Source organism: Natronobacterium gregoryi SP2 (assembly GCF_000230715.2).
GTDB lineage: Archaea > Halobacteriota > Halobacteria > Halobacteriales > Natrialbaceae > Natronobacterium > Natronobacterium gregoryi.
In genome coordinates, this window is sequence record NC_019792.1 from 474,793 (window position 1) to 501,511 (window position 26,719).

23 protein-coding genes and 1 tRNA gene are annotated in these 26,719 nt (G+C 61.6%); 12 read left to right on the forward strand and 12 right to left on the reverse strand.

Annotation, left to right across the window (positions count from 1 at the left end):
- Positions 1-101: 101 nt before the first annotated feature.
- From NATGR_RS02300 to NATGR_RS20060, 3 genes are all read left to right on the forward strand, one after another.
- Entirely contained in the window at positions 102-1,967 is a 1,866-nt protein-coding gene (locus tag NATGR_RS02300) for an L-aspartate oxidase (RefSeq protein ID WP_005576389.1), read from the forward strand.
- Positions 1,968-2,027: 60 nt separating this feature from the next.
- Positions 2,028-2,636: a DNA-3-methyladenine glycosylase family protein gene (locus NATGR_RS02305; protein ID WP_005576388.1), complete on the forward strand. Its 609-nt coding sequence runs from the start codon at positions 2,028-2,030 to the stop codon at positions 2,634-2,636.
- A 499-nt stretch (positions 2,637-3,135) separates the two neighbouring features.
- Positions 3,136-3,753: a hypothetical protein gene (locus NATGR_RS20060; protein WP_005576386.1), complete on the forward strand. Its 618-nt coding sequence runs from the start codon at positions 3,136-3,138 to the stop codon at positions 3,751-3,753.
- 289 nt (positions 3,754-4,042) lie between these two features.
- On the opposite strand, the gene NATGR_RS02315 is transcribed toward NATGR_RS20060, so the two are convergent.
- From NATGR_RS02315 to NATGR_RS02350, 8 genes are all read right to left on the reverse strand, one after another.
- Positions 4,043-7,936: an MMPL family transporter gene (locus NATGR_RS02315; protein ID WP_005576384.1), complete on the reverse strand. Its 3,894-nt coding sequence runs from the start codon at positions 7,934-7,936 to the stop codon at positions 4,043-4,045.
- A 726-nt stretch (positions 7,937-8,662) separates the two neighbouring features.
- Positions 8,663-9,217, reverse strand: a complete 555-nt coding sequence (locus tag NATGR_RS02320) for a hypothetical protein (protein ID WP_005576383.1) — start codon at positions 9,215-9,217, stop codon at positions 8,663-8,665.
- Positions 9,217-9,663 carry a hypothetical protein gene (locus tag NATGR_RS02325; protein ID WP_015233246.1) on the reverse strand — a complete coding sequence of 149 codons (447 nt, stop codon included), beginning with the start codon at positions 9,661-9,663 and terminating at the stop codon, positions 9,217-9,219. The genes NATGR_RS02320 and NATGR_RS02325 overlap by 1 nt, the downstream gene beginning before the upstream one ends.
- Positions 9,664-10,270: 607 nt before the next feature.
- Complete coding sequence (gene katG, locus NATGR_RS02330; RefSeq protein ID WP_005576381.1) at positions 10,271-12,409, reverse strand: catalase/peroxidase HPI; 2,139 nt, start codon at positions 12,407-12,409, stop codon at positions 10,271-10,273.
- 437 nt (positions 12,410-12,846) lie between these two features.
- Complete coding sequence (locus tag NATGR_RS02335) at positions 12,847-13,086, reverse strand: PRC-barrel domain-containing protein (protein ID WP_005576379.1); 240 nt, start codon at positions 13,084-13,086, stop codon at positions 12,847-12,849.
- A gap of 465 nt (positions 13,087-13,551) precedes the next feature.
- Entirely contained in the window at positions 13,552-15,033 is a 1,482-nt protein-coding gene (locus NATGR_RS02340; RefSeq protein ID WP_005576377.1) for a flippase, read from the reverse strand.
- Positions 15,034-15,171: 138 nt separating this feature from the next.
- Positions 15,172-15,594: a VOC family protein gene (locus NATGR_RS02345; protein ID WP_005576376.1), complete on the reverse strand. Its 423-nt coding sequence runs from the start codon at positions 15,592-15,594 to the stop codon at positions 15,172-15,174.
- A 31-nt stretch (positions 15,595-15,625) separates the two neighbouring features.
- Positions 15,626-16,375, reverse strand: a complete 750-nt coding sequence (locus NATGR_RS02350; RefSeq protein ID WP_005576374.1) for a GNAT family N-acetyltransferase — start codon at positions 16,373-16,375, stop codon at positions 15,626-15,628.
- 576 nt (positions 16,376-16,951) lie between these two features.
- Here NATGR_RS02350 and sdhC point away from each other — a divergent pair.
- The 6 genes from sdhC to NATGR_RS02380 all read left to right on the forward strand — a co-directional run bounded on the left by sdhC (position 16,952) and on the right by NATGR_RS02380 (position 22,198).
- Positions 16,952-17,413, forward strand: coding sequence for a succinate dehydrogenase, cytochrome b556 subunit (gene sdhC / locus NATGR_RS02355; RefSeq protein WP_005576371.1), 462 nt, complete (start codon positions 16,952-16,954; stop codon positions 17,411-17,413).
- A gap of 1 nt (position 17,414) precedes the next feature.
- On the forward strand, positions 17,415-17,780 hold the full coding sequence (locus NATGR_RS02360) for a succinate dehydrogenase hydrophobic membrane anchor subunit (RefSeq protein WP_005576369.1): 366 nt from the start codon (positions 17,415-17,417) through the stop codon (positions 17,778-17,780).
- A gap of 1 nt (position 17,781) precedes the next feature.
- Complete coding sequence (locus tag NATGR_RS02365) at positions 17,782-18,657, forward strand: succinate dehydrogenase/fumarate reductase iron-sulfur subunit (protein WP_005576367.1); 876 nt, start codon at positions 17,782-17,784, stop codon at positions 18,655-18,657.
- Between the two features lie 2 nt (positions 18,658-18,659).
- Positions 18,660-20,495, forward strand: coding sequence for an FAD-binding protein (locus tag NATGR_RS02370; RefSeq protein WP_005576365.1), 1,836 nt, complete (start codon positions 18,660-18,662; stop codon positions 20,493-20,495).
- 101 nt (positions 20,496-20,596) lie between these two features.
- Positions 20,597-20,803 (forward strand): hypothetical protein, encoded by a 207-nt coding sequence (locus NATGR_RS02375; RefSeq protein ID WP_005576363.1) that lies wholly within the window; start codon positions 20,597-20,599, stop codon positions 20,801-20,803.
- A gap of 90 nt (positions 20,804-20,893) precedes the next feature.
- Positions 20,894-22,198: a 5'-deoxyadenosine deaminase gene (locus NATGR_RS02380; RefSeq protein WP_015233249.1), complete on the forward strand. Its 1,305-nt coding sequence runs from the start codon at positions 20,894-20,896 to the stop codon at positions 22,196-22,198.
- Between the two features lie 44 nt (positions 22,199-22,242).
- On the opposite strand, the gene NATGR_RS02385 is transcribed toward NATGR_RS02380, so the two are convergent.
- The gene (locus tag NATGR_RS02385; RefSeq protein WP_015233250.1) at positions 22,243-22,437 is read right to left on the reverse strand and encodes a XapX domain-containing protein; all 195 of its coding nucleotides are present in this window, start codon (positions 22,435-22,437) and stop codon (positions 22,243-22,245) included.
- A 155-nt stretch (positions 22,438-22,592) separates the two neighbouring features.
- Here NATGR_RS02385 and NATGR_RS02390 point away from each other — a divergent pair, with 155 nt between their 5' ends.
- The gene (locus NATGR_RS02390; protein WP_005576356.1) at positions 22,593-22,826 is read left to right on the forward strand and encodes a helix-turn-helix domain-containing protein; all 234 of its coding nucleotides are present in this window, start codon (positions 22,593-22,595) and stop codon (positions 22,824-22,826) included.
- A gap of 250 nt (positions 22,827-23,076) precedes the next feature.
- Here NATGR_RS02390 and NATGR_RS02395 read toward each other — a convergent pair whose 3' ends face one another.
- On the reverse strand, positions 23,077-23,889 hold the full coding sequence (locus tag NATGR_RS02395; RefSeq protein WP_005576353.1) for an HD domain-containing protein: 813 nt from the start codon (positions 23,887-23,889) through the stop codon (positions 23,077-23,079).
- A gap of 148 nt (positions 23,890-24,037) precedes the next feature.
- Positions 24,038-24,517, reverse strand: coding sequence for a redoxin domain-containing protein (locus NATGR_RS02400; protein WP_005576351.1), 480 nt, complete (start codon positions 24,515-24,517; stop codon positions 24,038-24,040).
- A 123-nt stretch (positions 24,518-24,640) separates the two neighbouring features.
- Between NATGR_RS02400 and tatA the strand changes: the two genes are divergently transcribed.
- Complete coding sequence (tatA, locus tag NATGR_RS02405; protein ID WP_005576350.1) at positions 24,641-24,928, forward strand: twin-arginine translocase TatA/TatE family subunit; 288 nt, start codon at positions 24,641-24,643, stop codon at positions 24,926-24,928.
- Between the two features lie 10 nt (positions 24,929-24,938).
- Positions 24,939-25,011, forward strand: a tRNA-Arg gene (locus tag NATGR_RS02410).
- Between the two features lie 171 nt (positions 25,012-25,182).
- Here the strand turns inward: NATGR_RS02410 and NATGR_RS02415 are convergent.
- A complete protein-coding gene (locus NATGR_RS02415) occupies positions 25,183-26,406 on the reverse strand; it encodes an acyl-CoA dehydrogenase family protein (RefSeq protein WP_015233251.1) in 1,224 nt (407 codons plus the stop codon).
- Positions 26,407-26,719 lie beyond the last annotated feature (313 nt).

The window sequence follows — 26,719 nt, forward strand, 5'->3', positions numbered from 1 at the left end:
GACAGACCTAAACCTATTCGAGAGCCACTCAAACACACTTTCTCGGCCGATCGACGTGGTTTGGGGAGACACGTATAGGTGTTCGCTCCTTTCTCAAACTGATGTCACCACCATCGTCTGGGACGGACCGGTCGCGTGAACTGGGACGGCCGAGCGACACTCGAGCCGCCGGGGTCGCCGAGAGGTTCGACGACGCGAGCGGTCCAGTCGACGACCTCGAGTACGGCGTCGTCACTCCACCGGTGCTCGTGATCGGCGCGGGTGCGGCCGGTGCCCGCGTCGCTATCGAACTCGCCGAATCGGGCGTCGACCCGCTGGTGATCGGCAAGCGGGATCACGGCGACGCCCACACGACGTGGGCTGCCGGCGGCGTCAACGCCGCACTCGGTTCGCTCGACGAGGCAGACGACTGGACGATCCACGCCGCGGACACGCTGAACGAGGGCCACCACCTGAACGATCCCGAGGCCGTCGAACTCACTGCCCGTGAGATGCCCGCCCGCATCCGCGAACTCGACGAGTGGGGGATGGATCTCGACCGCACAGCGGACGGGAAGATCAACCAGCGATACTTCGGTGCCCAGTCCTACCGGCGCACGTGTTTCGTCGGCGACCGGACGGGTGAGGCCATGCTCGAGACGTTGATCGACCGAGCCCAAGAACTCGAGGTCCCCTACCGGGAGAACGTGATGATCACGCGACTGCTCTCGGACGGCGAGCGGGTCTCGGGTGCCGTCGGGTTCGACGTGGAATCGGGCCGAGGGCTGGTGTTTCGGTCGAACCACGTCGTCCTCGCGGCCGGCGGCTTCTCCGCGGTCTACGAACGGCACTCCTCGAGAGACGACGAGAACAACGGCGACGCACAGGCGCTGGCGCTCGAAGCAGGTGCGAGCCTGCTTGATCTCGAGTTCGTCCAGTTCCATCCGACGGGAATGGTCGGCGAACGCTACGGGGAAGAGTGGGACGGCCGACTCGTCACCGAGGCTGTCCGTGGTGAAGGCGGTCGCCTCTACAACGCAGAGGGCGAGCGGTTCATGGAACGGTACTCGCCCGACCAGATGGAACTTGACGCCCGAGACGTGGTCGCCCGTGCGATCGGCCGCGAGATCGAAGACGGACGGGGAACCGAGTACGGCGGCGTCTACCTCGATATCTCTCACCGCGACGGCGACTACGTCCGCGAGCGCCTCCCGCGGATGGTCGAGCGCTTCGAGTCGCTGGGCGTCGACATCACCGAGGAACCGATCGAAGTCGCTCCGACGGCCCACTACACGATGGGTGGCGTCGACGTCGACTTCAGGACGGGCGAAACCGGCGTCGACGGACTGTACGCCGTGGGCGAGACGGTGGCGGGTGTCCACGGTGCGAATCGACTTGGCGGCAACTCGCTGGCCGAGACCGTCGCAATCGGGAAACTGGTCGGCGAACACGTCGCCGACGCCCTCGAGGCCGGCGACACCGATCCGGAGTTGACTGACGACCAGCGAGCCGTCACCGAACGGGAGTTCCAGGCCCTCGAGTCGCTTGCAGACGCCGACGGGGACGTAGCTCCAAGGACACTGCTTGCAGCGCTCCGAGAACTGATGTGGGATCACGCCGGTATCCTCCGCGACGAGGACGAACTTCGCGACGGCCTCGAGAGACTCGCTGCGCTTCGAGAGCGAACGGCCGACTTGGGTGTCGCTGGCGACCGAACCTCGAAGTCTTTCGAGTATGCCGTCGACCTCTCGTTTAGCCTCACCGTCGCCGAGACGATGCTGCAGATGGCCCTCGAGCGGACCGAATCCCGCGGCGCACACCACCGGACCGACTATCCCGAGACCGACAAAGAGTGGCGAACCAACCTCGTCGTCTCGGCCGAGGACGGCGAACTCGCAATCCGACGGCGTGGTGTCGGCGAACCCAGTCGTTCCGTCCAGGAGGCGCTCGAGGAAGGGTACGAACTGGACTACCACCACCTCGAGTAACTCGGTGGTCCGCGACCGGGACGTATATGTCTGCCCGGTCCTGTAGAACCGAGACGGCGAATGTTCGAAGCGGCCCACTCGGTCCTGCGAAAGGACCCCGTGATGGCGGAGCTCGTCGATCGCCACGATCCGTACGTCGAACCGGACTGGGGCGAGTACGAGCGCCTTTGTATTTCGATTATCAACCAGCAACTGTCGACTGCCAGCGCGACGGCCGTCCGCGAACGCGTGTTCGACGTTCTCGACGGTGACGTAACCCCCGAGCGAGTGCTGTCCGCCGACGACGCCGCGCTCCGCGACGCGGGCCTCTCCCGGCGCAAGGTCGAGTACGTGCAAAACGCCGCTCGAGCGTTTCAGGAGCACGACTACTCTCGAGCGGGGCTGGCCGACTCTTCCAACGAGGAGGTGGTCGATCGACTCACCGAAATCACGGGCATCGGGGAGTGGACGGCCCGAATGTACCTCCTGTTCGTCCTCGAGCGCCCGGACGTGCTTCCGCTCGGAGACCTCGCGATCCGTCGGGGTATCGAGGAACTGTACGCGGATGGCGAAGAACTGACTCGAGCGGAGATGCGCGAAATCGCAAAACAGTGGCGACCGTACCGTAGCGTCGCGACCCGATACGTCTGGGCAGAGTACGAATCGGACTCGAAGAGCGACGACTGCTGAGACAGTCTGGATGCACAACCGGCGCACGGTAACGAACGTGACACGCAGTATATCCGGGGAACCGGAGACTGAACCCCCGGTAACGTAATATTTTGAGAAATGTAGTCGTCCGACACTGTCCGTCGTTCGTGGAAATGACTCCATTGGTCAGGAAAACGTTCAGAAAAGTCGAAACGACGGTCGAAAACGGAGGCAGCGACTTTCGAGGCTACACTGGCGGTTTACTGGGGTACTGACGTGTATAAACGACGTGTTTGCCGTCGACGGCCGCCCATTCATAACTGCAATTATCTCTTGTGGCGGGCGTGGAAAAACGGGCGACGCCGAGAGGGGATACCGCTGTATCGGTCGTTTCCCGGTATTAATTCTCGAAATGGTGCCGTGGACAAGCGAAACAGACGCCGCTATTTATGCGTGTTATGGGCCAAGCGTCGCTGCCCACAAGGGCATGAGAGATATGAGCGAGGACTATCAAAACGGAGACTCACGGCGCTCATTTATGAAGAAAGGCACGCTGGCTGCGACCGCCCTCGCAGTCGGTGCCGGCGCTACCGCAGGAAGCACCGCTGCCCAGGAAAACGACGAAGGCGAAGTCGTGGTGCACGCACACGACTACTACCCGGAAGCGACCTTCGAGGTGCTAACCGAGTTCGACACGCCGACTCGTGACAGCTTCCTCGAGAACCTCGACGAGGACGGGGACGTGTTCGACGATCCGGCTGACTGGAACGTGCACGCGGTCCGTATCGAAACGGATGGCGACGGCAGCCCACTTGGATACGTCATGGAAGAAGAGACGCTGAACCTCAGCGAGGGAGACGGAGGGTCGTTCGCCGAGACCGCGTCCTTCCGATCCCCAGCTATGAACCTGCTCGAGGTCGACGCCACGGCCGAAGAAGTCGACGACGAAGACGACGAGGTCGACGACGAAGACGACGAGATGAACGACGAGGTTGACGACGAAGATGACGAGATGAACGACGAGGTTGACGACGAAGATGACGAGATGAACGACGAGGTTGACGACGAAGACGACGAGATGAACGACGAGGTCGACGACGAGGAGAACGACAACAACAACAACAACAACGACAACGACGACGGTATCTTCGGGTAACCACATCTTCTCCGTTTCGGAAGCGAACGGACCGACGACCCCGTCCGACAGCTCCCCGCCGTGACCGTTCCACTGTGTCGTGGCGGGCCGGGTTCATTTTCTATTCTGGAAGTCGTTGGCTGAGACAGGTCACTGTCAGCCGTTTGCAGTACAACCGCGACCGAAGGCGGTTCACCGGAACATCGTTCCGGCAATCCGTCTGATACGGACTCCACATCTACCAGTGACGGTCCACACCGACAAAAACCGGAGTAGTAGACGATCCGCTACGGGCAGCAGGTCGAAGCCGTCACGGCCGTTCCGTCGGCTCACTCCCACCGAAAGCGTCTGTCCGTTCGACGTGTCGATGCCACAGAACAAGGAAACTCGGAAGGACGAAGACGCTCCCCAGAAACGCGTACGCGATCGTCAACGCGATGATTATGGCGAACTGCTCGAGCACCGTCAGGATAGCGAACACGAGCATTCCGAATCCCAGGGCGGTCGTCCCGGCGCTGCCAAACAGCGCCCCGCCGGTTCCCGTGACGCTCCGATGGAGGGCATCCTGCAGTGACTCTTCGCGTCCCCGTTCGATCATAAACCGTTCGGTCATGTGGATGTTGTAGGCGACGCCGAGTCCGATCGTCAAGCTCGTGATCGTTCCGGTCACGACGTTGAACGGAATCGACAGCAGATGCATCGTCCCGAGTATCCAGGTCACAGAGAGGACGATCGGTGCGAGGGTGATCGCTCCGAGGGTCGCGCTCCCGTATCGCACCCGATAGGCGATCATGAGCACGAGGAACACCCCCGCTATACTCACGAGGAGACTCTCGAACACTGCCTGGAAAACGTCGTCTTCGACGGCATCGAAGACGATCGGCTGCCCAGTCGCCGCCGCCTCGAGTCCATCTCCCTCTATTTCGGCTGCGATCGCCCGGCCGTCCGCCGTCACGTGTTCGGCATCCGCGTCGGCGTCGACCGAGACGAGCAACTGAAGCGCCTCGTACTCGCGGCCAGTAGACGAGTCCTCGTCTTGCTCGGTCCAGTTGAGCACGTCGACAGCACGGTCCTCGTCGGCTTCGACGAACTCGTCGTAGACGTCCTCGAGATCCTCATCGGGGATGTCGTCGCCGGTCGTATCCGCGTCGGTGAACGTCTCGTTGAACGTCTCGTTCTGTGCGGCGGCCGCTTGCATTTCCGACAGCGGACTGGTGACGTGTGGCTCGTCGTTCGGGAGGATGATCGTCGTCTCGAGTTCATCAGCCAGCGTTTCCGCTTCGTCGATCCGCTCTAACGTATCGTTTTGGGTCACGTTCCCGTCGACGACGACGTGCAACCGCTCGTCTAACCTGAGGAATCGTTCGTCGACGTACGAGAGGCTCGCGTCGGTCTCGTACTCGCCGACTGCGAGGGGTTCGGGCAATTCCTGTGCCCACTCCGGAGGATCGTCGGCGATGAAATCTTCGTCGTCGAAGGTCGTATCGATCTGGATAGCGCCGATCGTGCCGCTTGCCGTAAGTACCACCACGAGAGCGACGACGAGCCATGGACTCTGATCGGACGCTTTCTGCCCCAGCGACAACACCTTGGAGATCCGGCCGCCACCGGTTCCGAACGCTGGCTTCCGTCGGTCCATGCCGAGCCACTCGAACACTTCGTCGAGTTCGACTTTGACCGCCGGCACGAGCGCGCCGAAGATAGCGAACGCAGAGACGATGCCGAACGCGCTTGCGATCCCGAACTCCTGGATCGGCTCGATCGGACTGACCACGTTCGAGAGAAAACCGATCGCCGCCGTCGTCGTGACCCAGAGAAACGCGATACCGAGTCCGACCAGGACGACTGTCATCGCCTTCCTGGGCGCGGCTTCGTCTTCACTCGCCGCTCGTCTGCGCTGCTCCCGGTGTCGCATGAACACGTGGATCGAATAGTCGATACTCAATCCGATGAGCAACACCGGTACCGCGATCATGATCTGGTTGAACTCGATCCCCGTCCAGCCCATGAACCCGAACGTCCAGACGAGCACCAGACCGATCCCGAACAGCCCCAACACGATGTCGAGCAGGTCGCGGTAGACGATCGTCAACACGACGACAACGAACAGTGCTGCAAGTGGTAAAACGAGCGTGAAACTGTCTATCATCGACCGGTCGATCTCGTCGGCTAAAATCCCACCCCCGAACACGAGCGCATCGTCGCCGAACCGGTCGTCTGCGATTTCCGCCAGCGCGATCTGCTGGTCGACGATCTCGTCGTCCGCGTCAAAGGCAAGCGCCTCGGCCTCCTCAGTCTGCTGAGTCACGAACAACATCCTAGCGTCGGCCGTCGCCGAGCCAGTCTCGAAGTCACGTGGAACGAACAGGAACAACTCCCGCTGGGCGTCGTCGCCAAGGGTCTCCTCCGTCACGTTCTCGACCTCCGACTGGTTCATCCCCTCTATCTCCTCGAACTGTTCGTCGAACGTCAACTCGAGATCCGGAATCTCCTCTTGCGCCTGCTCCTCCAAGTCGTCTCCCCACCGCTCTACCGTCGCAATTCTAGCGGCGAAAACGTCGTCCTCGACAGCTCCGTATATCTCCTCGAGTTCCGCGGAGAGTTCGCCGGTTCGTTCTTCGAACTCGTCCACCGAAATCGGGTCGAACTGTGCACTGAACCCAACTTCGATCAGTTCACCCTGAACCGTGCGGGTCTCCGCGAGCAGTTCCGCGAAGGCCGCGTACTCCTCGTCGGTCAACGTCTCGCGGGCCTCTTCGTCGACTGCCTCGAACTCGGTTTCGAGACCGGCGCGCTCGCCTTCGTAGGTCTCCTCGTCGATCGCCTCGAGTTCGAAGGCAAGTTCGTTCTCGACGTAGACCGCCTGGATGTCGCGCGTCTCGTTTAGCAGTTCGACTGCCCGCTCCGAGCGCTCCTCGAGTGCCACGCGTTCGGCCTCGATTTCGGCAGCCGCGTCGGCGAAAACCTCTTCCTCGACAGCGTCGTAGATCCCCTCGAGTTGCGCGCCGAGTTCGGCCGTGCGCTGTTGGAACTCTGCCTGGCCGATCTGTCCCCGTTCGAACTGGACACCGACCTGAAACAGTTCGCCCTGTACCTCTCGCGTGTCCAAAAGCAGGCTCGCGAAGACCGCGTACTCCTCGTCGGTCAGCGTCTCGCGGGCCTCCGCGTGAACGGCCGCGAACTCGCTTTCGAGACGCTCGCGCTCGGCCTCGTAGGTCCCCTCGTCGATCTGGCCGGTCTCGAACGCCAGCTCGTTTTCGGCGTAGGCCTCCTGGACGGCGCGAGTCTCGTTTAGCAACTCGACCGCCCGCCCCGAGCGCTCCTCGAGTGCCACGCGTTCGGCCTCGATTTCGGCAGCCGCGTCGGCGAAAACCTCCTCCTCGACAGCGTCGTAGATCCCCTCGAGTTGCACACCGAGTTCGGCCGTGCGCCGTTCGAATTCCTCGTCGTCGAGGCCGTCGAACTCGTGTCTGACCCCGAGACGGAACAGTTCGCCCTGGGCCTCGCTGGCGTTTACGAGCAACTTCTCGAACGCCTCGTACTCCTCGTCGGCGAAGGCGTCCTGCGCTCTGTCTTCGACAGCCGCCGCTTCGTCCTCGAGACGCGCGCGCTCGAATTCGTACACTTCCTCGTCGATCGCCTCGAGTTCGTACGCGAGTTCGTTCTCCTCGTTGGCCTCCCGCAAGTCGCGGGCCTCGTCGATCAGTTCGACGGCGGTGTCGACGTCTGCTTCGAGCGCTTCGGACTCGTTTTCCAGATCCTCGAACCTGTCTTCGACGAGGTCGGCTTCGTCGCCCTGGACGGACGCAGTCGCGACGATTTCCGACAGTCCCTGGAACGGATCGTCTTCGACGAGACTCTCACGTACTGTCTCGTTCTCCCGCAACTCGCGTTGGAAGGCAAGCGTCTCGAGCAACGACTCGTTCGAGAGGACATCGTCACCGCGTAGCACGACCTGGGTCGTCGTCTCGTTTGCCTCGACACCGAACCGCTCCTGGGCGGCGTCGTATTCGTCGGCCTCCTCGAGGTCGGCCTCGAACTGCTCGAGAGACGCCTCTTCCTCGAGGAGGAGAATTCCGTTCCCAAGTATCAGCGAGAGCACGAGCATCGTGGCGATCACCGTCTTGCTCCACCCGGTTATCACGCCGAGGAGACGTTCGCCCGCGCTCGAAGAGTCCGACTCGTCCCCTCGAGTTCGTTTCATTGGTGCGTCGTATCGAACGGGTGTCGCGAAACGGTTGTCGTCGCGTTCGGCCAGGGGTCACTGATACGAGTTACTGTAATCAATCACCGCCGATCGCCAGAACGGGTCGGCGATCGGCGGTAACTAGTCACAGCAATCCGTATGAGGAGTCGGGCCGTCTGGATAGCGCCCGTGGACTGTGCCGTTCGTCCGTGGGTCGGTCGGCTAATTTGTCGGCCGCAACGACCCAGTTCGGTGCCGATCACGATGGATTCGCCGCCGCGACCGTCACTCGTGGTGGGACCTCCGCATCGAGCGTCCGGGGAATCGATGTCGTCCTGGCTTCGTTCGGTTGGCACGACCGGCCGTTACTCCATTGACGAGGGACATAAGTCCCACACGTCCGTTCGGTACGAAGACTGTTCGAACGACTGATACGAAACAGTGTACCTGTCTGCTGGCGCAACGACGGCCAAGCGACAGTCGTGCTGGCAGCGACATACGGCGGTCCGGCGGTCGTTGGCCTCCGCCCGGTCCAGTCAGCCGGGACGACGTTCCGACACCAGCACGGCCACGAGCAGCGGATCGATTCCGATTCTCTCACCCGGTCGAGCCAATCGTGAATCGCCTCGAGGTCAAGCCCTGAGCTTTCTCCCTGCCTGTAAACGACGGCATTACTCGAAACCGGCAACCGGCCACAGCCCATCGGGATGTACCACGGACAGGTGGCAACCGAAAGCCGAGCTATCAGCCGAAGAGTCCGTCGTCGTTGTCGTCGGTATTGTTGTTGTTGTTACTGTCGTTCTCTTCGTCGTCGACCTCGTCGTTCTCTTCGTCGTCGACCTCGTCGTTCTCTTCGTCGTCGACTGTCATTTCGACCTCGAGCAGATCCCAGTCGGTGTCCCAGAACGACGGTGATTCACCCATCGTTCCTCGATCACCCGGGTCCGGATCGATGTCGTTGTCGATCATCACGACTGCCAGCTCACCAGCCGGCTCGCCGACCTCGACGAGTATCGAGTAGACCTCCCAGTCGTCGTGATCGTCGAAGGCGTCCTCGCCGTCGTCGTACTCTTCGAGAAACTCGCTTCGGTTTCGCTCCTCGAAGCTCGTCAAGACGACGAACTCCTCGTTCGGGTAGTAATCTCGTGCCTTGAGGACGACGTCTTGGGTGTCTTGGGCGCTAGCGCTGCCTGCAGTGATCGAAACACCGGCACCCGACGCAAGCGCAGTAGCTGCAGCCGCTTCCAGTTTTTTACCGTCTGACGATTCGTCCGGTCGGTCGTGGTCGTCAACTGTCATTAGAAGTCGACCTCCGTCTCGATCAAGTTCCGTTCGCGGTCGCGAAACGAGCCGATTTCACCCATCGTACCCGAGTCGCCGGGATCGACATCCGGTTCGTCGTTGTCGACGTCGATCATCAGGTGGCCCAGTTCACCTTCGCTCTCGCCGATTTCGATTCGAACGACAAACACCTCCCAGTCGTCTACGTCGGTGAACACGTCTCCGTCGGGATCGTACTCCTCCAGAAAATCGTTTCGCGTCCCCGTCCCGAACTGAGTCAGCACTTCGAAATCAACGTCTGGATAGTAATCTCTTCCGTGGAGGAAGGCATCATCATCCGGAGCAGCGGTGGCACTGGTGCTCGTCGATCCAGCCCCGACCGCGAGTGTGGTGGCCGCGAGTATCCCGTTCTTGATGAACGCTCGCCTCGAATCGCCTGCCGCGTTCTGCTTGTCTTCTGTCATGCTCTCGTAATGTACGCAGTTTCGGTCGTTCGTTCGCTCGCCCACCGGTCCTCGTTCGTCACGTCTTGCCCACAATCCGCGAGCAATTCGACCAGTACCGTCCCCAACCGAGAGACTGGATGCAATCAGCCGACCGCAATCGTTTCACCCACTACTCGACGTGGAGACGGTCCCAGGTTACTGCATCGTCGTGACCCTCCGTGTCACCGGATGAACGGAGCCCAGCAGCAGGTGTAAATCCCCACAGACAGCAATTAACGGGAGTGGGATCGCTAGCCACCGTTACAACTGAACGGTCAACTCTCTCGCTCCGTAAACCGGGTTCACAACTGAAGCCCACTCGAGTAGTAGCGACGATACAGGTAAACCTGGAGGCCAGTAGTAGAGACAAGTGAATTGGGCGACCGGTGAGACGATGTCTCGTCAGTCATTTCGGTGCAACCGCGCCCCGAAGCGGTTGTACCGGTCTATCGTTGTGCAATCCGAAAGAGATACCGTGGAGAAGACGGAAAGCCGCCGGCCTACCGAACGACACCGAGCGCTCGAGCCGGCTCTTTACGGAACGGTCACCGACAGCGCGGTCGAGGTATGGCAACCGGTCGGACGGTTACTCGAGGTCGAACCGGTCGGCTTGCATTACCTTGGTCCAGGCGTCGACGAACTCTTCGACGAGTTGCTCTTCGCCGTCTTCGGCGGCGTAGACCTCCGAGATGGCTCGCAGCCGGGAGTGCGAGCCGAAGATGAGGTCGACGCGGCTGCCCGTGTACTCGACCTCGCCGGTCTCGCGGTCGCGCAGTTCGTAGACTTCTTCGCCGTCGACTTGCTCCCACTCGTAGCCCATATCGAGGACAGTCTCGAAGAAGTCGTTGGTCAGGGCTTCCGGCTCGTCGGTGAAGACGCCCAGGTCCGTGTCCTGGTAGGTCGCACCCAGCGTTCGCAGGCCACCGACCAGCACCGTCATCTCGTCGGCCGTCAGGTCGAGCAGGTCGGCCTTGTTGATCAGCAGTTCTTCGGCCGGACGCTCGTGGGCGTCCGGGAGGTAGTTCCGGAACCCGTCGGCGTCGGGCTTGAGCGCCTCGAAGGAGTCGACGTCGGTCTGTTCTTGCGTGGCGTCGGTACGACCCGGCTCGAACGGCACGTCGACGTCGTAGCCGGCCTCGGCTGCGGCCTGCTCGACGGCGGCGTTGCCACCCAGCACGATCAGGTCCGCAAGCGAGACGCGCACGTCGTCGGAACGCGAGCTGTTGAACTCTTCTTGCATCCCTTCGTAGGTCTGAAGCACCGTCTCGAGCTGATCGGGCTCGTTGACCTCCCAGCTACGCTGGGGCTCGAGGCGGATGCGAGCACCGTTCGCGCCGCCGCGCTTGTCGCTGTCGCGGTAGGTCGAGGCAGCGGCCCAGGCGGTCTTGACAAGCTGGGAGGTCGAGAGCTCCGAGTCGAGAATTTTCGCTTTGAGCTCGGCGACTTCCTCGTCCCCGATCAGGTCGTAGTCCGCGTCCGGGAGCGGGTCCTGCCAGATCATCTCCTCGTCCGGTACTTCCGGACCGAGGAGTCGCTCCGGCGGGCCCATGTCGCGGTGGGTCAGCTTGTACCAGGCCTTCGCGAAGGCCATCCCGAACGCCATGGGGTTCTCCTGGAAGCGTTCGAGGATTTCCCGATAGTCGGGGTCACGCTTCAGCGCGACGTCCGTCGTCAGCATCATCACGTCCTCTTTCTCCGATGGGTCTTCGACGCCGGGTGCGGACTCGTCGAGTTCGCCGTCCTGGGTGGTCCACTGCCAGGCACCGCCGGGGCCCTTCTCGGGCCACCACTTGTAGTTCAGCAGGTTGTCGATGAAGCCGGTGTCCCACTGAGTTGGCGCGGACGTCCACGGCCCTTCGATGCCGCTGGTAATCGTGTCGGCTCCTTTTCCGGAACCGTACTCGCTCTCCCAGCCCAGTCCCTGCTGCTCGATGGGGGCCGCTTCGGGCTCGGCGCCGACGTGCTCGTCGGGGTCGTCGGCACCGTGGACTTTCCCGAACGTGTGTCCGCCGGCGATCAGCGCGGCCGTCTCCTCGTCGTTCATCGCCATGCGGCCGAACGACTCTCGGATTCGTTCCGCCGCCGCTTCCGGATCAGGTTCGCCGTCCGGACCCTCTGGGTTGACGTAGATGAGCCCCATCACGGTCGCGCCGAGTGGGTCCTCGAGTTCGCCGTCGTCGCTGAAGCGATCGGACTCCTCCATCTCGTTCTCGGGGCCCCAGTAGGCGGATTTGTCCGGCTTGAAGTCGTCCTCGCGGCCGCCACCGAAGCCGAACGTCTCGAAGCCCATCGACTCCAGGGAGACGTTGCCGGCCAAGATCATCAGGTCGGCCCACGAGAGGCTCCGACCGTACTTTTGCTTGACGGGCCAGAGCACGCGACGTGCCTTGTCGAGGTTCGCGTTGTCGGGCCAACTGTTCAGCGGCGGGAGACGCTGTCGACCGCCGTCAGCACCACCCCGACCGTCGTTGGTTCGGTACGTGCCGGCACTGTGCCACGCCATCCGGATCATCAGCGGGCCGTAGTGGCCGTAGTCCGCTGGCCACCACTCCTGGGACGTCGTCAGTACGTCCTCGATGTCTTCTTTTACCTCCTCGAGGTCGAGCTTTTCGAACTCCTCGGCGTAGTCGAAGTCTTCGCCCCGCGGGTCGACCTGTTCGGCGTTCTGGTCGAGAATCTCGAGATCCAGTTGGTTCGGCCACCAGTCTTGATCAGAGCCTATCATCATCGGACAATTGCTACTTTTCCCTATTAAGATTTTCTAACTCGATAAGGAAGTGTTAGCCATGTCCGAATCTAGATTTTGGATCTATAAACTTTTGTCAGTTGTGGGTGTGTGCTGGACGGACAGACAGCCCCCAAATCGTCCACAGGTGCCAGTTTCACCGTGGCAGACACACCAGTCCCCGCGCGCTGGCCGTTCATTGCTTTCAGACGGGTTCCCGTCGGTCAGTGCCGGCGCACCCGTGACCCGAAGCGCGCACACCGGGACCTTGTCACAGCAATCCATCTCAGGTAGGCGAGTATGACATCCTCCGCGCCGTGAACGGCGGGACGCTCTCGCTGTTGAAAGGCAGCCACAGCTGTCACGGGAAAAAGCGGCGGCACGAATCACTGTTTGTTTCGGCGTACGCTCGGCCGCCGATCATAGTTACGCCGTGCCTACGAGTGATCGATCACGAGGTAATCGTCGATATCACGGAGTCGACCGACAGGAACGAGTAACGAACCGTCGGATTCGGTCTCGAACCCGTAGGTGCGCTGTGTGGCCGGAGTAACGAGCAGAGAGGTCAGTTCGCCGCTCTCGATGTTCATCTTCGTGTTCTTGACAGTGCCGATCTCGGTACCGTCCGATCCCAACACGGGCGTGCCGGCGAGTTTGGAGGCGAGAATCGTCGTCACATCTCCTCTTTCGACGAAGGAATAAATAAAACGACGGGTCCAGGAAAGGAACTACACACAGGCCTCCTCGAGCGCGTTCGCCGTTCGCATCTGCGCGCCGACGGCGTCTCCCCAAATAGTCACTGTGAGGACATCAACCTGCCCGTTCGGTCGTTCGGCAGCAACACCGGCTTGCGGTCACGTCTACAGGCGGAGCAGGCCGAGCCGAGGCGGTTCACGGAGCGTCAAAACACCGTTGCCGTCTGAGACGAAATGCTGTAACGGTTTACCGGTGCGACCGCAAGAGGACTCACGGTCGCGCCGAAACTGACTGACAGCACACCGTATGAAACGGCGATCGACACACACTCCGCGAAGCCACCCGGTGTCGCGGCCGCCCGTCCCGACGGCGGGCAGTATCGCCTTCGTCTCCCTGTTCGCGTGGCGCTCACCACGCCGAAGCCGTGGATACGTATTCGCGCAGTATCACCCCTTTCCACCGGCAGAGCCGAGTACCGACCGAACCTCTCGTAAATCGAGCAAGCCGCTCGCAATCGCCAACCCCGCCCAGATCACCGTCCCGAGCACGATCGCACCGAACAGCATCACGAGACTCGAGACCAGCGGCGTTACGAGCGAGACGGCGACTGCCATCACCAGCGAGATCCCACACACTGTCCCGATAGACCGGGCGAGTCGACCGACCCGAAGCGAGAGTTCCCTGTGGAGGATATAGAGGTTAACCGCGACGTACACCGTGTGCGTGGCGACAGTCGCGATTGCAGCACCGACGATGCCGATCGTCGGGATGAGCGCGAGATTCAATCCGAAGTTGGCGACTGACGTCACACCCTTGGCGATCGCACGGTGGCGAGCACGACCGAGATAGTCCAGGCTGTCGCTGGTGAGATTCGTGACCGCCTGCAAGACGACGAACCCCGCGAGTACCTGTAAGACCGGAATCGCTCCCTGGTACTGGGGAAACACCATCGTGACGAACGGGTCGGCGACGAGGACGAGCCCTACGGCCGCAGGAATGTAGACCAGCATCGTATGAGTCAGCGACTTCTCGTAGAGCCGGCGGGCCTGCTCGAGTCGTCCGCTGGCTTTCTGCTCGCCGAAGTTGGGCGAGATCGTAAAGCCGAGCGATTCGGCCGGCGCGAGCAGGAAGTCGGTGATTTGCTTGCCGAGCTGATAGAATCCAACTGCGGCGGGCGTGAGGAAGAAGCCGACGAGAACGACGTCGAGACGCTTGTCGATGACGTTCGCGCTCCGGGTCGCCGTCAGCGGGATGCTGTACTCGACGAGTCGCCGGGAAAGTCCGTCTTCGTACGCGTCGGCAGGGTCGTACGTGCAGTAACACTTGTAATAGAGGAGCACGAGGCCAAACGCCCCCGCGATAGCGTAACCGACGATGTAGCCGAATAGAGCTCCGAGCGCACCGAACCCCAGTCCGACGAAGCCGAGAGCGAAGACGAGCCGCGTCGCGCCGCTGACCGCCTGGACGGCGGCACTATACCCCAGTCGGTTGAACCCCTGGAACGCCATCATCGAAAAGCCGCTAAAGGAGTTTGCGACGATGAACAGAACCCCCGCCGCGAGAAACGGCGCGGCGTCAGGGTCGCCTAGCGCGACCGCGATTCGCTCGTGAAAGAGCAACAGCGCGTACGCGACGACGGTGAGTACGACCAGTTTGTAGACGATCGCCGACCGAAGCAGGTGAGGGAGCTGGCCCTCGTCTCTCTCACTGTACTCGGAGATGTACCGCGCAGTCGACTTGCCCAGGCCCAGGTCAGCAAACAGCTGGACGACCATCAGAATCCCGATCGCCCAATAAAGCGCACCGTAGCCGTCCGGATTCAGGACCCGCGCCAGAACGATCATCAACAGCGCACTCGAGAGCATGTAGACCGCGCGAGAGACGAGCGTCGCCTTGAATCCGCGGACGATGTGTTCCCGTGTACTCATAGAGAATCGCGTGCAGACGGCTACTCCGTCCGTCTACTCGAGGGATGACCCAATCGACCAATTGTAATGCGGAGACAACAGGGGGACAGCTGCCCGCCCGCGGGCGAAACTGCGGTCTACTCGAGGTGTACAGTCGAACTAACCGGACGAATCTGGAGCGATCGCCTCGAGTTTGAGCCCCTTGGGACTCTCGCAGTAGAGCGCGTAGTAGCCACCTGCGTAGGGGTGCTGGTCTTCGTAGAGGACGCGCGAGTCGTCTCGAGCGCGGGCGCACTCGGTGAGGTAGTCGACCTGTTCTCGCGAATCCGCATGGAAGGCGAGGTGGTTCAGACCGGGTGTCCGTCGATCGAACGCCGCGGTATCGTCGTCCGCCTGCACGATCACGACGTAGGTCGGTCCGTTGATCCACGACCGCCCGCCATCCCACTCGTCTTTCCGTTCGTACCCCAGTTCCGTCAGCCACCACCCCCAGAAGTCGACTGATGTCTCGAAGTCCGAGACGTAGAGTTCGACGTGATGGAGTTGTCCGAGCCTGTTCGGGTCGGCGTGGTCGTGGTCCATACGCCGACCAGTCACCGATTTTATAAAAATTTTACAGGTACGACGCGTCCCATCGCGTTGCTTTCCGCCGATTTCCGCAGACGTTACACTCGATGCGACCCATGGTGTCCATCGCGTTGTCCAGCGAGTCGCAGTTCCCACAGAGCCAGCCGTACCGCTTCTCGCGATCTTCCGTCTGGTAGGCGGTGTAGAACGGCGATTTCGAGCCACGTGCTGCCTCACCGTAACTGATAAAGACCGTCTCGCCGTCCACCTCGAGTTCGTCGATCGCACCCCACCCTTCGTCCTCGAGTTCGCTTTCGACGTAGACGGCCTCGGTGAACGTCTCCGAACCGATCTCGACCTCGCGCTTGCCGGCCTTCTCGAAGCCGTGATCCCGGTAGAACTGGTTGCCGCCTTCGTTGTCCGCGAGGACGAATCCCTGAACTTGTTCGGCACCCGCCTCGAGCAACGTCTCGCGCGTCCGGACCAGTAATCGAACGCCGGTGCCGTCGCCCCGGTGGTCGGGATCGACGTGGAGCCACAGCAACTTGCCGGTTCTGTGTGGCTTGCCGACGAGTTCGGTCTGGGAGAAGGCAACGACGTCGCCGTCGCGTTCGACGACGAGGACGAGCGTGTCGTCGTCCTCGAGATCGTCCTCGAACCCATCGCCGTACCACTGGTCGATCGCGTCCGAAACTGTCGCTTCCGAGAGGAAGTCGGTGTAGGTAGAACCCAGTGAGCGGTCGGCGATCGATCGGATGGCGTCGACGTCCGATTGCGTTGCTTCGCGAATTTTCATGACTCGAGTTACGATATCCTCCTACAAAACGTATACCCACGAGGAGAGTTTTTCGAAAGTTTCGTCGGGAAGTCGCCGATCGATCAAAACACTTGCATTGGAACAGGGACAGTCGAAACGGTGCCTGTCGGCAACCAGCGGTCCTGCAGTCCGGTGGGCACTGATACGGATGCTGTACCAGTTTCCTGGTGTCACTGCTTCATCCGGTTTACTGTAGTCGATTACTGTCGATCGCCAGAACGGGGCGGCGGTCGTCGGTGATCGTTACAGCGATCCATATCAGGCCTCGAGGCTTGTCCCCGAGGGACTTCACGGCCGAGACCACACAGCAGGGTCACGCTCTTCTGTCTTCTTCGCCCCACATGGCAGTGCTCGCCCGCGAACGAACGATCTGGGACGCGAGACCGAAGCCAGCGGACAGCTGTATGACTGACGTATCGGCGGGCTGTCCCGAATCCGTTCGGGAGTTGGGCACGCACGTCGGTTCGAGATTCGGTCTCGGTCACAGAGTAACGGAAATCGGACACGATAAAAGTAACTTCTATACCCTCGCGGTCAAACCGTCCATATGAGCGTATGAGTCAGTCTTACAATCGCGGCCTCATCGAGGACTTCGGTCGCTGGAAGGAGTTCTCGGCCGGGATGTGGGCGTGGATCTTCCACAAGTTCACCGGGTGGATGCTGATCGGCTACCTGTTTACCCACATCGCGGTGCTGAGCACGGCGATCGGGGCGGCACAGGGCGAAGAAGTAACGGTTAGCGCGGAGGCGCTGCCGAACGTCGACGGAACGGGAGAAGTCTCCGTCGACATATACACGGCAACCCTCGGGGGACTCGAGGGGTTGGTCATCGTCCGTGTCCTCGAGATTGGCCTGCTCGCGGTAGCCGTGTTCCACATCTTGAACGGCCTTCGGCTGCTCATGATCGACCTCGGAATCGGCCTCGAGGCACAGGACAAGAGCTTCTACGCGTCGCTGATCCTGACGGGAGTTATCACCGTCGCCAGCGTCCCAACGTTCCTCGCGGGGGTGTTCTAGCGTGTCCGAACGCTACTCCACGTTCACGCCTGGTGGAACTGGATGGCTCCTCCAGCGGATCACGGCGGCGTTTCTCGTCGTCGTGCTCGCCTTCCACTTCTTCCAGCTTCACTTCGTCAATCACGCGGCCGACGTGACGTTCGCTGGCACGCAGGCCCGAATGGAAAACGTTGGCTACTTCCTGACGATGGTGTTGTTCCTGATCGCCGGCGCATTCCACGGCCTGAACGGCGTCTACAACGCCCTAGTCAACCAGGGCCTCAAGGGGACCCCAAAGAAAATCGTGTTCTGGGTCCTTGTCATCGCAGGTGTCGCGTTGATCGTCCAAGGGACCTACGTCGCACTCGCTATGGCGGGATGGAGCTAACATGAGTACGCAACAACAAGAACCCGAAACCCAGGAAGCACCGGACGACCCCGAAATGAAGGGTGTGCAGTCGCCACAGGAACGGCGACTCGAGAAGAAAGACGCGAAAGCCAAGGAAGAGCCCGCACGGAAAGCCCAACTGGAGGGTGAAACGGTACACATCAAGGTGTTTCGGTACGATCCCGAGGTCGAGGGCAAGCAGGAGCCGCGCTTCGACGATTTCCACGTCCCCTTCGAGAAAGGGATGACCGTCCTCGACGCGGTCATCTACGCCCGCGACGAGTACGACTCCTCGCTTACGTTCCGCCACTCCTGCCGACAGGCAGTCTGTGGCTCCGACGCGTTCTTCATCAACGGCAGACAGCGACTGGCGTGTAAGACCCAGATCTCCGACCTCGAGCAGCCGATTCGCATCGAGCCGCTGCCTCACCAGGAGGTCGTCAAGGATCTGGTCGTCGACATGAGTCACTTCTACGATCAGATGCACGCGGTCGAGCCGTACTTCCAAGACGAGGACACGCCGCCGGTGAGTGACCTGGAAGAACAACGCCAGAGCCGCGAGAACCGCGAGAAGATCAAGATGTCGACGCGGTGTATCTGGTGTGGCGCGTGTATGTCCTCGTGTAACATCGCAGCCGGCGACAACGAGTACCTCGGCCCAGCGGCGATCAACAAGGCCTACCGGTTTGCGATGGACGACCGCGAGAGCGAGGAGATCAAAGAGCACAGGCTCCGTATTCTCGAGCAGGAACACGGCGTCTGGCGGTGCCAGACGCAGTTTTCCTGTACCGAGGTGTGTCCAAAAGACATCCCGCTGACCGAGCACATTCAGGAGCTCAAGCGGGAGGCAGTCAAGAAGAACCTGAAGTTCTGGTAACTATGTACGAACACGACGTCATCGTGGTCGGCGCTGGCGGCGCTGGCCTCCGAGCCGCAATCGCAGCGCACGAGGCGGGAGCCGACACGGCACTCGTCTCGAAACTCCACCCGGTCCGCAGCCACACCGGTGCAGCCGAAGGTGGTATCAACGCCGCACTCCAGGAGGGCGACGACTGGGAACTGCACGCCTACGACACGATGAAGGGGTCGGACTACCTGGGCGATGCCCCGGCAGTCGAGACTCTCGCACAGGACGCTCCCGAGGAGACCATGCGCCTCGAGCACTGGGGAATGCCGTTCTCCCGTGAGGAAGACGGACGCGTCTCCCAGCGGCCGTTCGGCGGCCTCTCGTACCCTCGGACCACCTACGCCGGTGCCGAGACCGGTCACCACCTGCTGCACGTGATGTACGAGCAGGTCGTCAAACGCGGCATCCAGGTCTACGACGAGTGGTACGTGATGAACCTCGCGACCACGAACGAGGACGACCCCAACGAGCGCGAGTGTCACGGCGTCGTCGGCTACGACGTCCAGTCCGGCACCATCGAAGGGTTCAAAGCCAACGACGGCATCGTTCTCGCGACCGGCGGTCCCGGGCAGGCGTTCGATCACACCACCAACGCCGTCTCCTGTACTGGCGACGGCCACGCGATGGCGTACCGAGCGGGTGCGCCACTCGAGGACATGGAGTTCATCCAGTTTCACCCCACGTCGCTTCCCTCGACCGGCGTCCTCATCTCCGAAGGCGTCCGCGGCGAAGGTGGCATCCTCTACAACAACGAGGGCGAACGGTTCATGTTCGAGTACGGCTACGCGAACAACTCCGGCGAACTCGCCTCCCGCGACGTCGTCGCCCGGGCCGAACTGACCGAGGTCGACGAAGGACGCGGCGTCGAAGACGAGTACGTCCACCTCGACATGCGCCACCTCGGCGAGGAACGCATTCTCGACCGCCTCGAGAACATTCTGCACCTCGCGGAGGACTTCGAGGGCGTCGACGGCCTCGTCGAGCCGATGCCGGTCAAGCCCGGCCAGCACTACGCCATGGGCGGCATCGAGACCGACGAGAACGGTCAGACCAACATCGACGGTCTCTACGCGGCTGGCGAGTGTGCCTGCGTCTCCGTCCACGGCGGTAACCGACTCGGCGGGAACGCACTGCCAGAGCTGATCGTCTTCGGCAAGCGCGCCGGCCGCCACGCCGCCGGCGAGGATCTCGGCGACCCCCAGATCCTGACCGGCTACGGCGACGACGTCGAAGACGACGGCACCGAACTTCCCGTCGAGCCAGGTGCGGCCGGACTCGAGACTGCGAGTGGTGTGGCTGCCGACGGAGGCGTCATGGCAGACGCGGACGGTCTTCTGGAGCGTGCCGTCGAGCGCGAACGCGAGCGCGTCGACCGGCTGATGGACAGAGACGACGGCGTCCAACACTCCGAGATTCGCCAGAAGCTCCAGAACGCGATGACCGACTACGTCAACGTCTTCCGGACCGAAGAAGGCGTCAAGAAGGCACTGAAGATCATCCGCGAGTGCCGTGAGGAGTACCAGAACGTCTACGTCGACGACCCCTCGCGCACCTTCAACACGGACCTCCAGCAAACCTACGAGACGCGGAACCTGATCGACGTCGCGGAGACGATTGCGCTCGGTGCGCTGGTCCGCAACGAGTTCCGTGGGGCTCACTGGCGACAGGAGAACCAGAAGCGCGACGACGAGAATTGGCTCAAGCACACGCTCATTTCCTGGGACGACGGCGAGCCAGAGATCTTCTACCGGCCCGTCATCCTCGAAGGCGAAGAGAAAGAGTACGAGCCAAAAGTGCGGAGTTACTGACGCGCCGATCGGGGGTTCGCTCACCGCTTGGCGCGATCGGCCGGTCGTCTCGCTGGCGGAAACCAGCAGGGCTATCCGTTTGCCCTCGATACGCTCGAGCAATGAGCCTCGAGCGATTCGTGTACGCGAACCTCGTTCTCGCGCCGCTTCTCGTCGTGGGTGGCTATCTCTTCTGGGAGTCGCTGCCGGTACTCGTGCTCCCGCTGGGGGTTGGCTATCTTACGGTCGTCGCGCTCTTGGCCTTTGGCTGGGTGATGCCTCGCGTAGCGACGGCAGTCCGATCTGTGGCTGCCCGACTGTTCGGGTGAGACGTGCCGTCGGTGGCCCGCGGGACCGATCGAGAAGTCGAGTCACAGATCCACAGTGATAAGGATCGGGACCGGCTACCGTAAGTCGATATGTTGTTGTCGGGGACAGTGATCGTCGACGCCGAAACCGTCATCGACGACGGTGCTGTCGTCGTCGAGGACGACCGGATCGTCGCCGTCGGTGAGCGGACGGACTGTATCGAACGCTATCAGGACCGCGAGCGCCACGAGTACGACCTGCTTGCGCCGGGTACCGTCGGCGCACACGTCCACTCCGTCCAGAGTCTTGGTCGCGGCATCGCCGACGATACCGCCTTGCTCGAGTGGTTGTTCGACTACGTGCTCCCGATGGAGGCCTCCCTGTCGGCCGAGGAGATGCGTGTCGCAGCCGAGTTGGGCTATCTCGAGTTGATCGAGAGCGGGACGACGACCTGTATCGACCACCTCTCGGTCCACCATGCCGGAGAGGCATTCGAGGCAGCCCGCGATATGGGCATCCGCGGTCGACTCGGCAAGGTGATGATGGACACGGACGCTCCGGAAGGGCTGCTCGAGGACACCGACGACACACTCGACGAGAGCGAGCGGCTCATCCAGCGGTATCACGGCGTCGAGGATGGCCGAATTCGGTACGCGCTGACGCCACGGTTCGCCGTCAGCTGTACCGAGGCGTGTCTCCGCGGCACTCGTCGGCTGGCCGACGAGTACGACGGCGTCTACATCCACACTCACGCCAGCGAGAACCGTGACGAGGTCGCCACCGTCGAAGAAGAAACCGGACGACGAAACGTCCACTGGCTCGACGAGGTCGGGTTGACGGGCGAAGACGTCGTCCTCGCTCACTGTGTCTGGACCGACGAGAGCGAACGAGAGCTGCTCGCGGAGACCGGAACTAACGTCACCTACTGTCCTTCTTCGAACATGAAACTGGCAAGCGGCGTCGCACCGATCCACGACTACCTCGACCGAGGGATCAACGTCGCGCTCGGCAACGACGGCCCGCCGTGTAACAACACGCTCGATCCGTTCACCGAGATGCGACAGGCGAGTCTTCTCCAGAAAGTCGACCAACTCGAACCCCAGACACTGCCTGCCCGTACTGTCTTCGAGATGGCGACGGTAAATGGCGCTCGAGCGGCAGGGTTCGACGCCGTCGGGCAACTCCGTGAGGGCTGGAAAGCAGACATCGTCGGCCTCGAGACGGATCTCACGCGCGCAACGCCGATCCACGACGTGCTCTCGCATCTCGTCTTCGCGGCCCACGGCGACGACGTGCAGTTCACGATGGTCGACGGCGAGGTTCTGATGGCCGACGGAGACGTTCTCGTCGCCGACGCCGACGCGATCCGCGACCGAGCACGCGAGTGTGCGGCCGCACTCGAGGTCGCCCCCTGACAACGCGCTCTGCCGAACTACCCTTCGACGATCGACGTTTTCAGTCAGAAGCCGAACGTCCCGGCAAGATCGACGGTTAGATCTAGCGACTTGACGATCTTGTAGCCGAGATAGATCCCGACGATCCCCATCAGTCCCGGTAGTTCCGGGGGTGCTGGGATCGGCACGTCGAACAACGCGAAGAAACCACCAGTTATCGCCCCAGTAACGAGTCCGAGAAAGACGAGTTCGTAATTCATATCGGTCAACGGGGCGGCGCGAACGAAAAGTCTCCGATTCCAGAACTCACTCGAGTACTCCCGAGACAACGCCTCGAGAGTGCCCGATCCTGCCGCCACATTTCGACTATCGTCGACACTTAACTTTATTATTGTCGAACCGATGAACGTGTCGTATGCAACCGACTGCGGAATCTGTTCCGGAGCGGAACGTATCGATTCCCAACGACCTCGAGTCGCCGCGTGCAAAACTCGTCTACCTCTACCTCGCAGCACACGGGGACTGTCAGGCCGACAGACTCTGTACAGACCTCGAGCTATCGAAAAGTACCGTGCTCTCGATTACAAGTACGCTCAGAAAGCGAGGCCACCTGGAGCGACGAGACGGCCAGTACGAGCTCACCCACTAGTACTCCGCCAAGCGTCGACTGCTGCGTGAACCCAGACGACTGCATTCGGTTTCACTCATCCGTTCAGGCTTGCCAAAACACTAGTGGCGGGCCAAGCCTGCACTGATGGGTCGAATCTGGCGGTGTCGCTCGATTCGACCCGTCAGTCGACGGTTGGGACGGTACTAGATCGAACCGACCGACACGACCTGGTTCGACCCAACAGTGGAGGCTTGGGCTGTTGCTATGAGGATGGATTCGCCCGTCGTGTTCAGAGTTCGATCCGTTCGACGAGCTGTTCGTGGTTCTCGTTCGTGTTGACGGCGACGATCCGGATTTCGTCCTCGAGCCCGGAGTCGCGGAGTTTCGCCTTCAACAGATTGTCGACCTGGTAGACGCCAGCGGCGTTCGTCATCGCAATCTCGACCATCACCGGCCGGGTGTCGCCCTCGTGAAGGGAGACACGCTCGATAGCCTGACTCGAGAGCGTGTTGATCCCACGACCACCGTGTTCGTAGGGAATACGTGAGCGGCCACTCTCCATGTCCAGCGCGTCGGCCACGCGGATGACGCCGGCTTCGGTCGTCAGCGGCGTCTCGGCGGTGTGATGGCAGAGAATTGCGTGCAACACTTCGCCTTTAACCCGGACGGTTTCGGCGACGTCGTAGAACTCCGGGAGAACGCGGTCGAGGATGTCAGCCGCAAGCGGAATCGAATAATAGACGTGCTCGTCACGGTGGACCACGTGGCCGACATCGTGTAGCGTCGCCGCGAGTGCGACGATTACCGCCTCGTCTTCCTCCTCGAGACCCTGCTGTTCGGCGTGGAATCCGACGCCACCCTCCTTCAGGAGGTCGTAAAGACACAGCGCGCGGTTGCGAACGATTTCGATGTGTTTCGTGCCGTGATCGTTGTACTGCATCCGGTCGACCGCGTTGACGTTCTGTGCCTCGAGATAGGTCTGAATCTCCTCGTCGTCTTCGACGAACTCGAGGATGCGATTTAGTTTCTCGTCGGGGAAGGCGTGGTCGTCGTCGGGCGCGTAGACGCGACGAGCATCGTCGGTGGCGGCAGCATCGCTCATAGACGAATCTCGGTTGCCGCCCAAAAAAACTCTGCGGGGGTCGGGAAACGAGACTCGGCGGTCGGGCCCCAGGCCGATTCTGCTCGTCGGTGACGGTGCAACTACGACCCATCGTGCAGTGACGGGCCCACCGCGGCGACAGGTCGGCTCAAGTCGCGTCTTCCGCTGCAACCTCGACTTCGGCGTACTCCGGTTCGACTCCCGGGTCGTCGCTACTCCAGGCGTACGTAACCTCGCCGTCGCCATCGATCACGAACACCGAGCGCTTTGCGACGCCGTAGACGCCGAGATCGTCGAAGTCCATCTCGACGCTGTACTCGTCGACGACCGTCTTATTGAGGTCGCTGATAAGTCCGAACTCGAGGTCGTTTTGCGCACGGAATTCGTTGAGCGTAAACGGCGAGTCGCGGCTGACACCGTAGACGGTCGCGTCGACGTTGTCGAAGGCCGACAGGCGATCCTGGAACGTACACATCTCCTCTGTGCAGACGCTCGTGAACGCGCCGGGGAAAAAGGCGAGGACGATCGGTGCCTCGTCCTTGAGTCGATCCGACAGCGTGAACGAGTCGATGTCGCCGTTGGCAAGCGGTGCGGTGAAGTCGGGCGCGGTATCTCCTGTGTTTACCATCGAAGGCTAGTTCTAGGCAGAAAGGAAAGACAGTTTCGTTCACGGATAGGTGTGTCGTGGACTCTTGTTCAACTGAGCGGTCCAAAAAGGTTATAATTGCCAGCGGGTAAGCCACGCATAGAGATGGTAGTCGAAATCGCACCGCTGTTCGCCCCCATCCCAGGGGGTCCGGAACTCCTGATCATCCTCTTCATCGCCATCCTGCTGTTCGGGGCCAACAAGATCCCGAAGCTGGCACGGTCGACCGGCGAAGCCATGGGCGAATTCCAGAAGGGACGTGAAAAGGTCGAAACGGAACTCGATGAAATGCGCGAAAGTGACTTCGAAGATCTCGACGAGAACGACGAGGACTTCGTCGACACCGAACCCGTCACCAGCGCCGAAGAGGAGACCGAAACGGAACCCAACTAACAAGCCTTCTGGGCGTGTGGCCTAGCGGAGAGGGCAGAAGGTTCCTAACCTTCTGATCGTGGGTTCGAATCCCGCCACGCCCGTTTTCGTGCCACGAGCGAACGCGAGTGGCCGGAAACGGATCGTGCAGGATTCGAACTAGAGAGCGGCGAGCGAAGCGCGGTCTCGCCATCGGGTTCGAACCCCGTCGCGCCGACGCCCGAGCAGAACCGACTCGAGTGCCGGCCCTCGAGTCCACTCTTTCGGGACTCGAGTCACCGATTCGGCTCGCCGAACCGGGTCAGCGGCTCGAGTTCGTCTTTGTTTACGTCCTCGAACGCAGCACGTGCGATGACGCGGCGATGGACTTCGTCGGCCCCGTCGACGATGCGGAACTGTCGGACGGCCTCGTAGAAGTCCGACAGCGGGAGGTCCTTGCCGATGCCGTTTGCGCCACAGCACTGGACCGCGAGGTCGATCGCGTCCTGGGTGGCGTTCGCGGTGAACACCTTGCACATCGAGACGGGGACGCGGGCTTCGTTGCCAGCGGCGATTCGATCGGCGGCGTCCCGGATCGCGGTCCGGGCGACGTGGAGTCGGGTTTCGGCGTCGGCGATGCGGTGGCGAAGCGACTGTTTCTCCGAGAGCGTCGAGTCAAAGCCCTGGCGTTCGCTCGTGTAGGCTTTCGCGATCTCGAGTGCGCGCTGGGCCATCCCCGAGTAGCGCATACAGTGTGTCAGGCGCGCGGGCCCGAGACGCGCCTGTGCGTGGACGAAACCCTGGTTCTGCTCGCCGAGCAGGTGTTCCTCGGGGACACGGACGTTGTCGTACACGATCTCGGCGTGGGAGATGCCGTGACTCGAGCCGCCCATGTGGGGCACGTCGCGGACGACCCCGACGCCGTCGGCGTCGGCGGGGACGAGAAAGAGCGAACAGCCTTCGTAGGGATGGACGTCTTCGTCGGTTCGTGCGAGGACGATCAGGACGTCGGCGTCGAGTCCCTGGGTCGTCCACCACTTGTGGCCGTCGATGACCCACTCGTCGCCGTCTTTCTCCGCAGTAGTCTGGATCATCTTCGGGTCCGAACCGGCTCCCTGCATCGGCTCGGTCATCGAGAACCCGGATGTGATCTCGCCGGCGACCAGCGACTCGAGGTAAGTTTCCTTCTGGAGGTCGTCGCCGGCCATCTCGAGCAGGTGCATGTTCCCCTCGTCGGGGGCGTCGACGCGCATCGCGACCGGGCCGAGGATGCTCCGGCCGGCTTCCTCGAACACCGGAAGCGAGTCCCGGAAGCCAAGTCCCATCCCGCCGTACTCCTCGGGTATCTGTGGCGCGTAGATGTCGTACTCGCGGGCGGCGTCTCGCAGTTCCGCGACGGTGCCACTCGAGATCGGGACGCCGCCGGCGCGGTCGCGCTCTCGCGGGAGGACGATGTCTTCCATCAATTCGCGGGCACGGTCGGCAACGTCCCGTGCTCGTTCCGAGTCAGCGTACTGCATACGATCCAGTTGTAGTTCGCGACAGGTATAGCTTCTTACTGCCAGCTGAACGTAGAACCACAGAAATAGCTAACATTGTATGCCGAATATTTGTCTGCGAGTACAATAATTGCGATTCTGGGGGCTCGTGGAAACAGCCTGGACTCACTCAACAGAAGTTATTTTCACACAGCCTGTCTATTATACGATCTCGAGACTAGTTGTTGGGTGAGTTATAGTATCCGCATCGTAGCTAATGGAAATTTCTGTAGGCCCGATTGACAACGGGGAATAAAGCACGTCTCAGGCCTGGAAGAGCGTGTTTCAGTTTCCG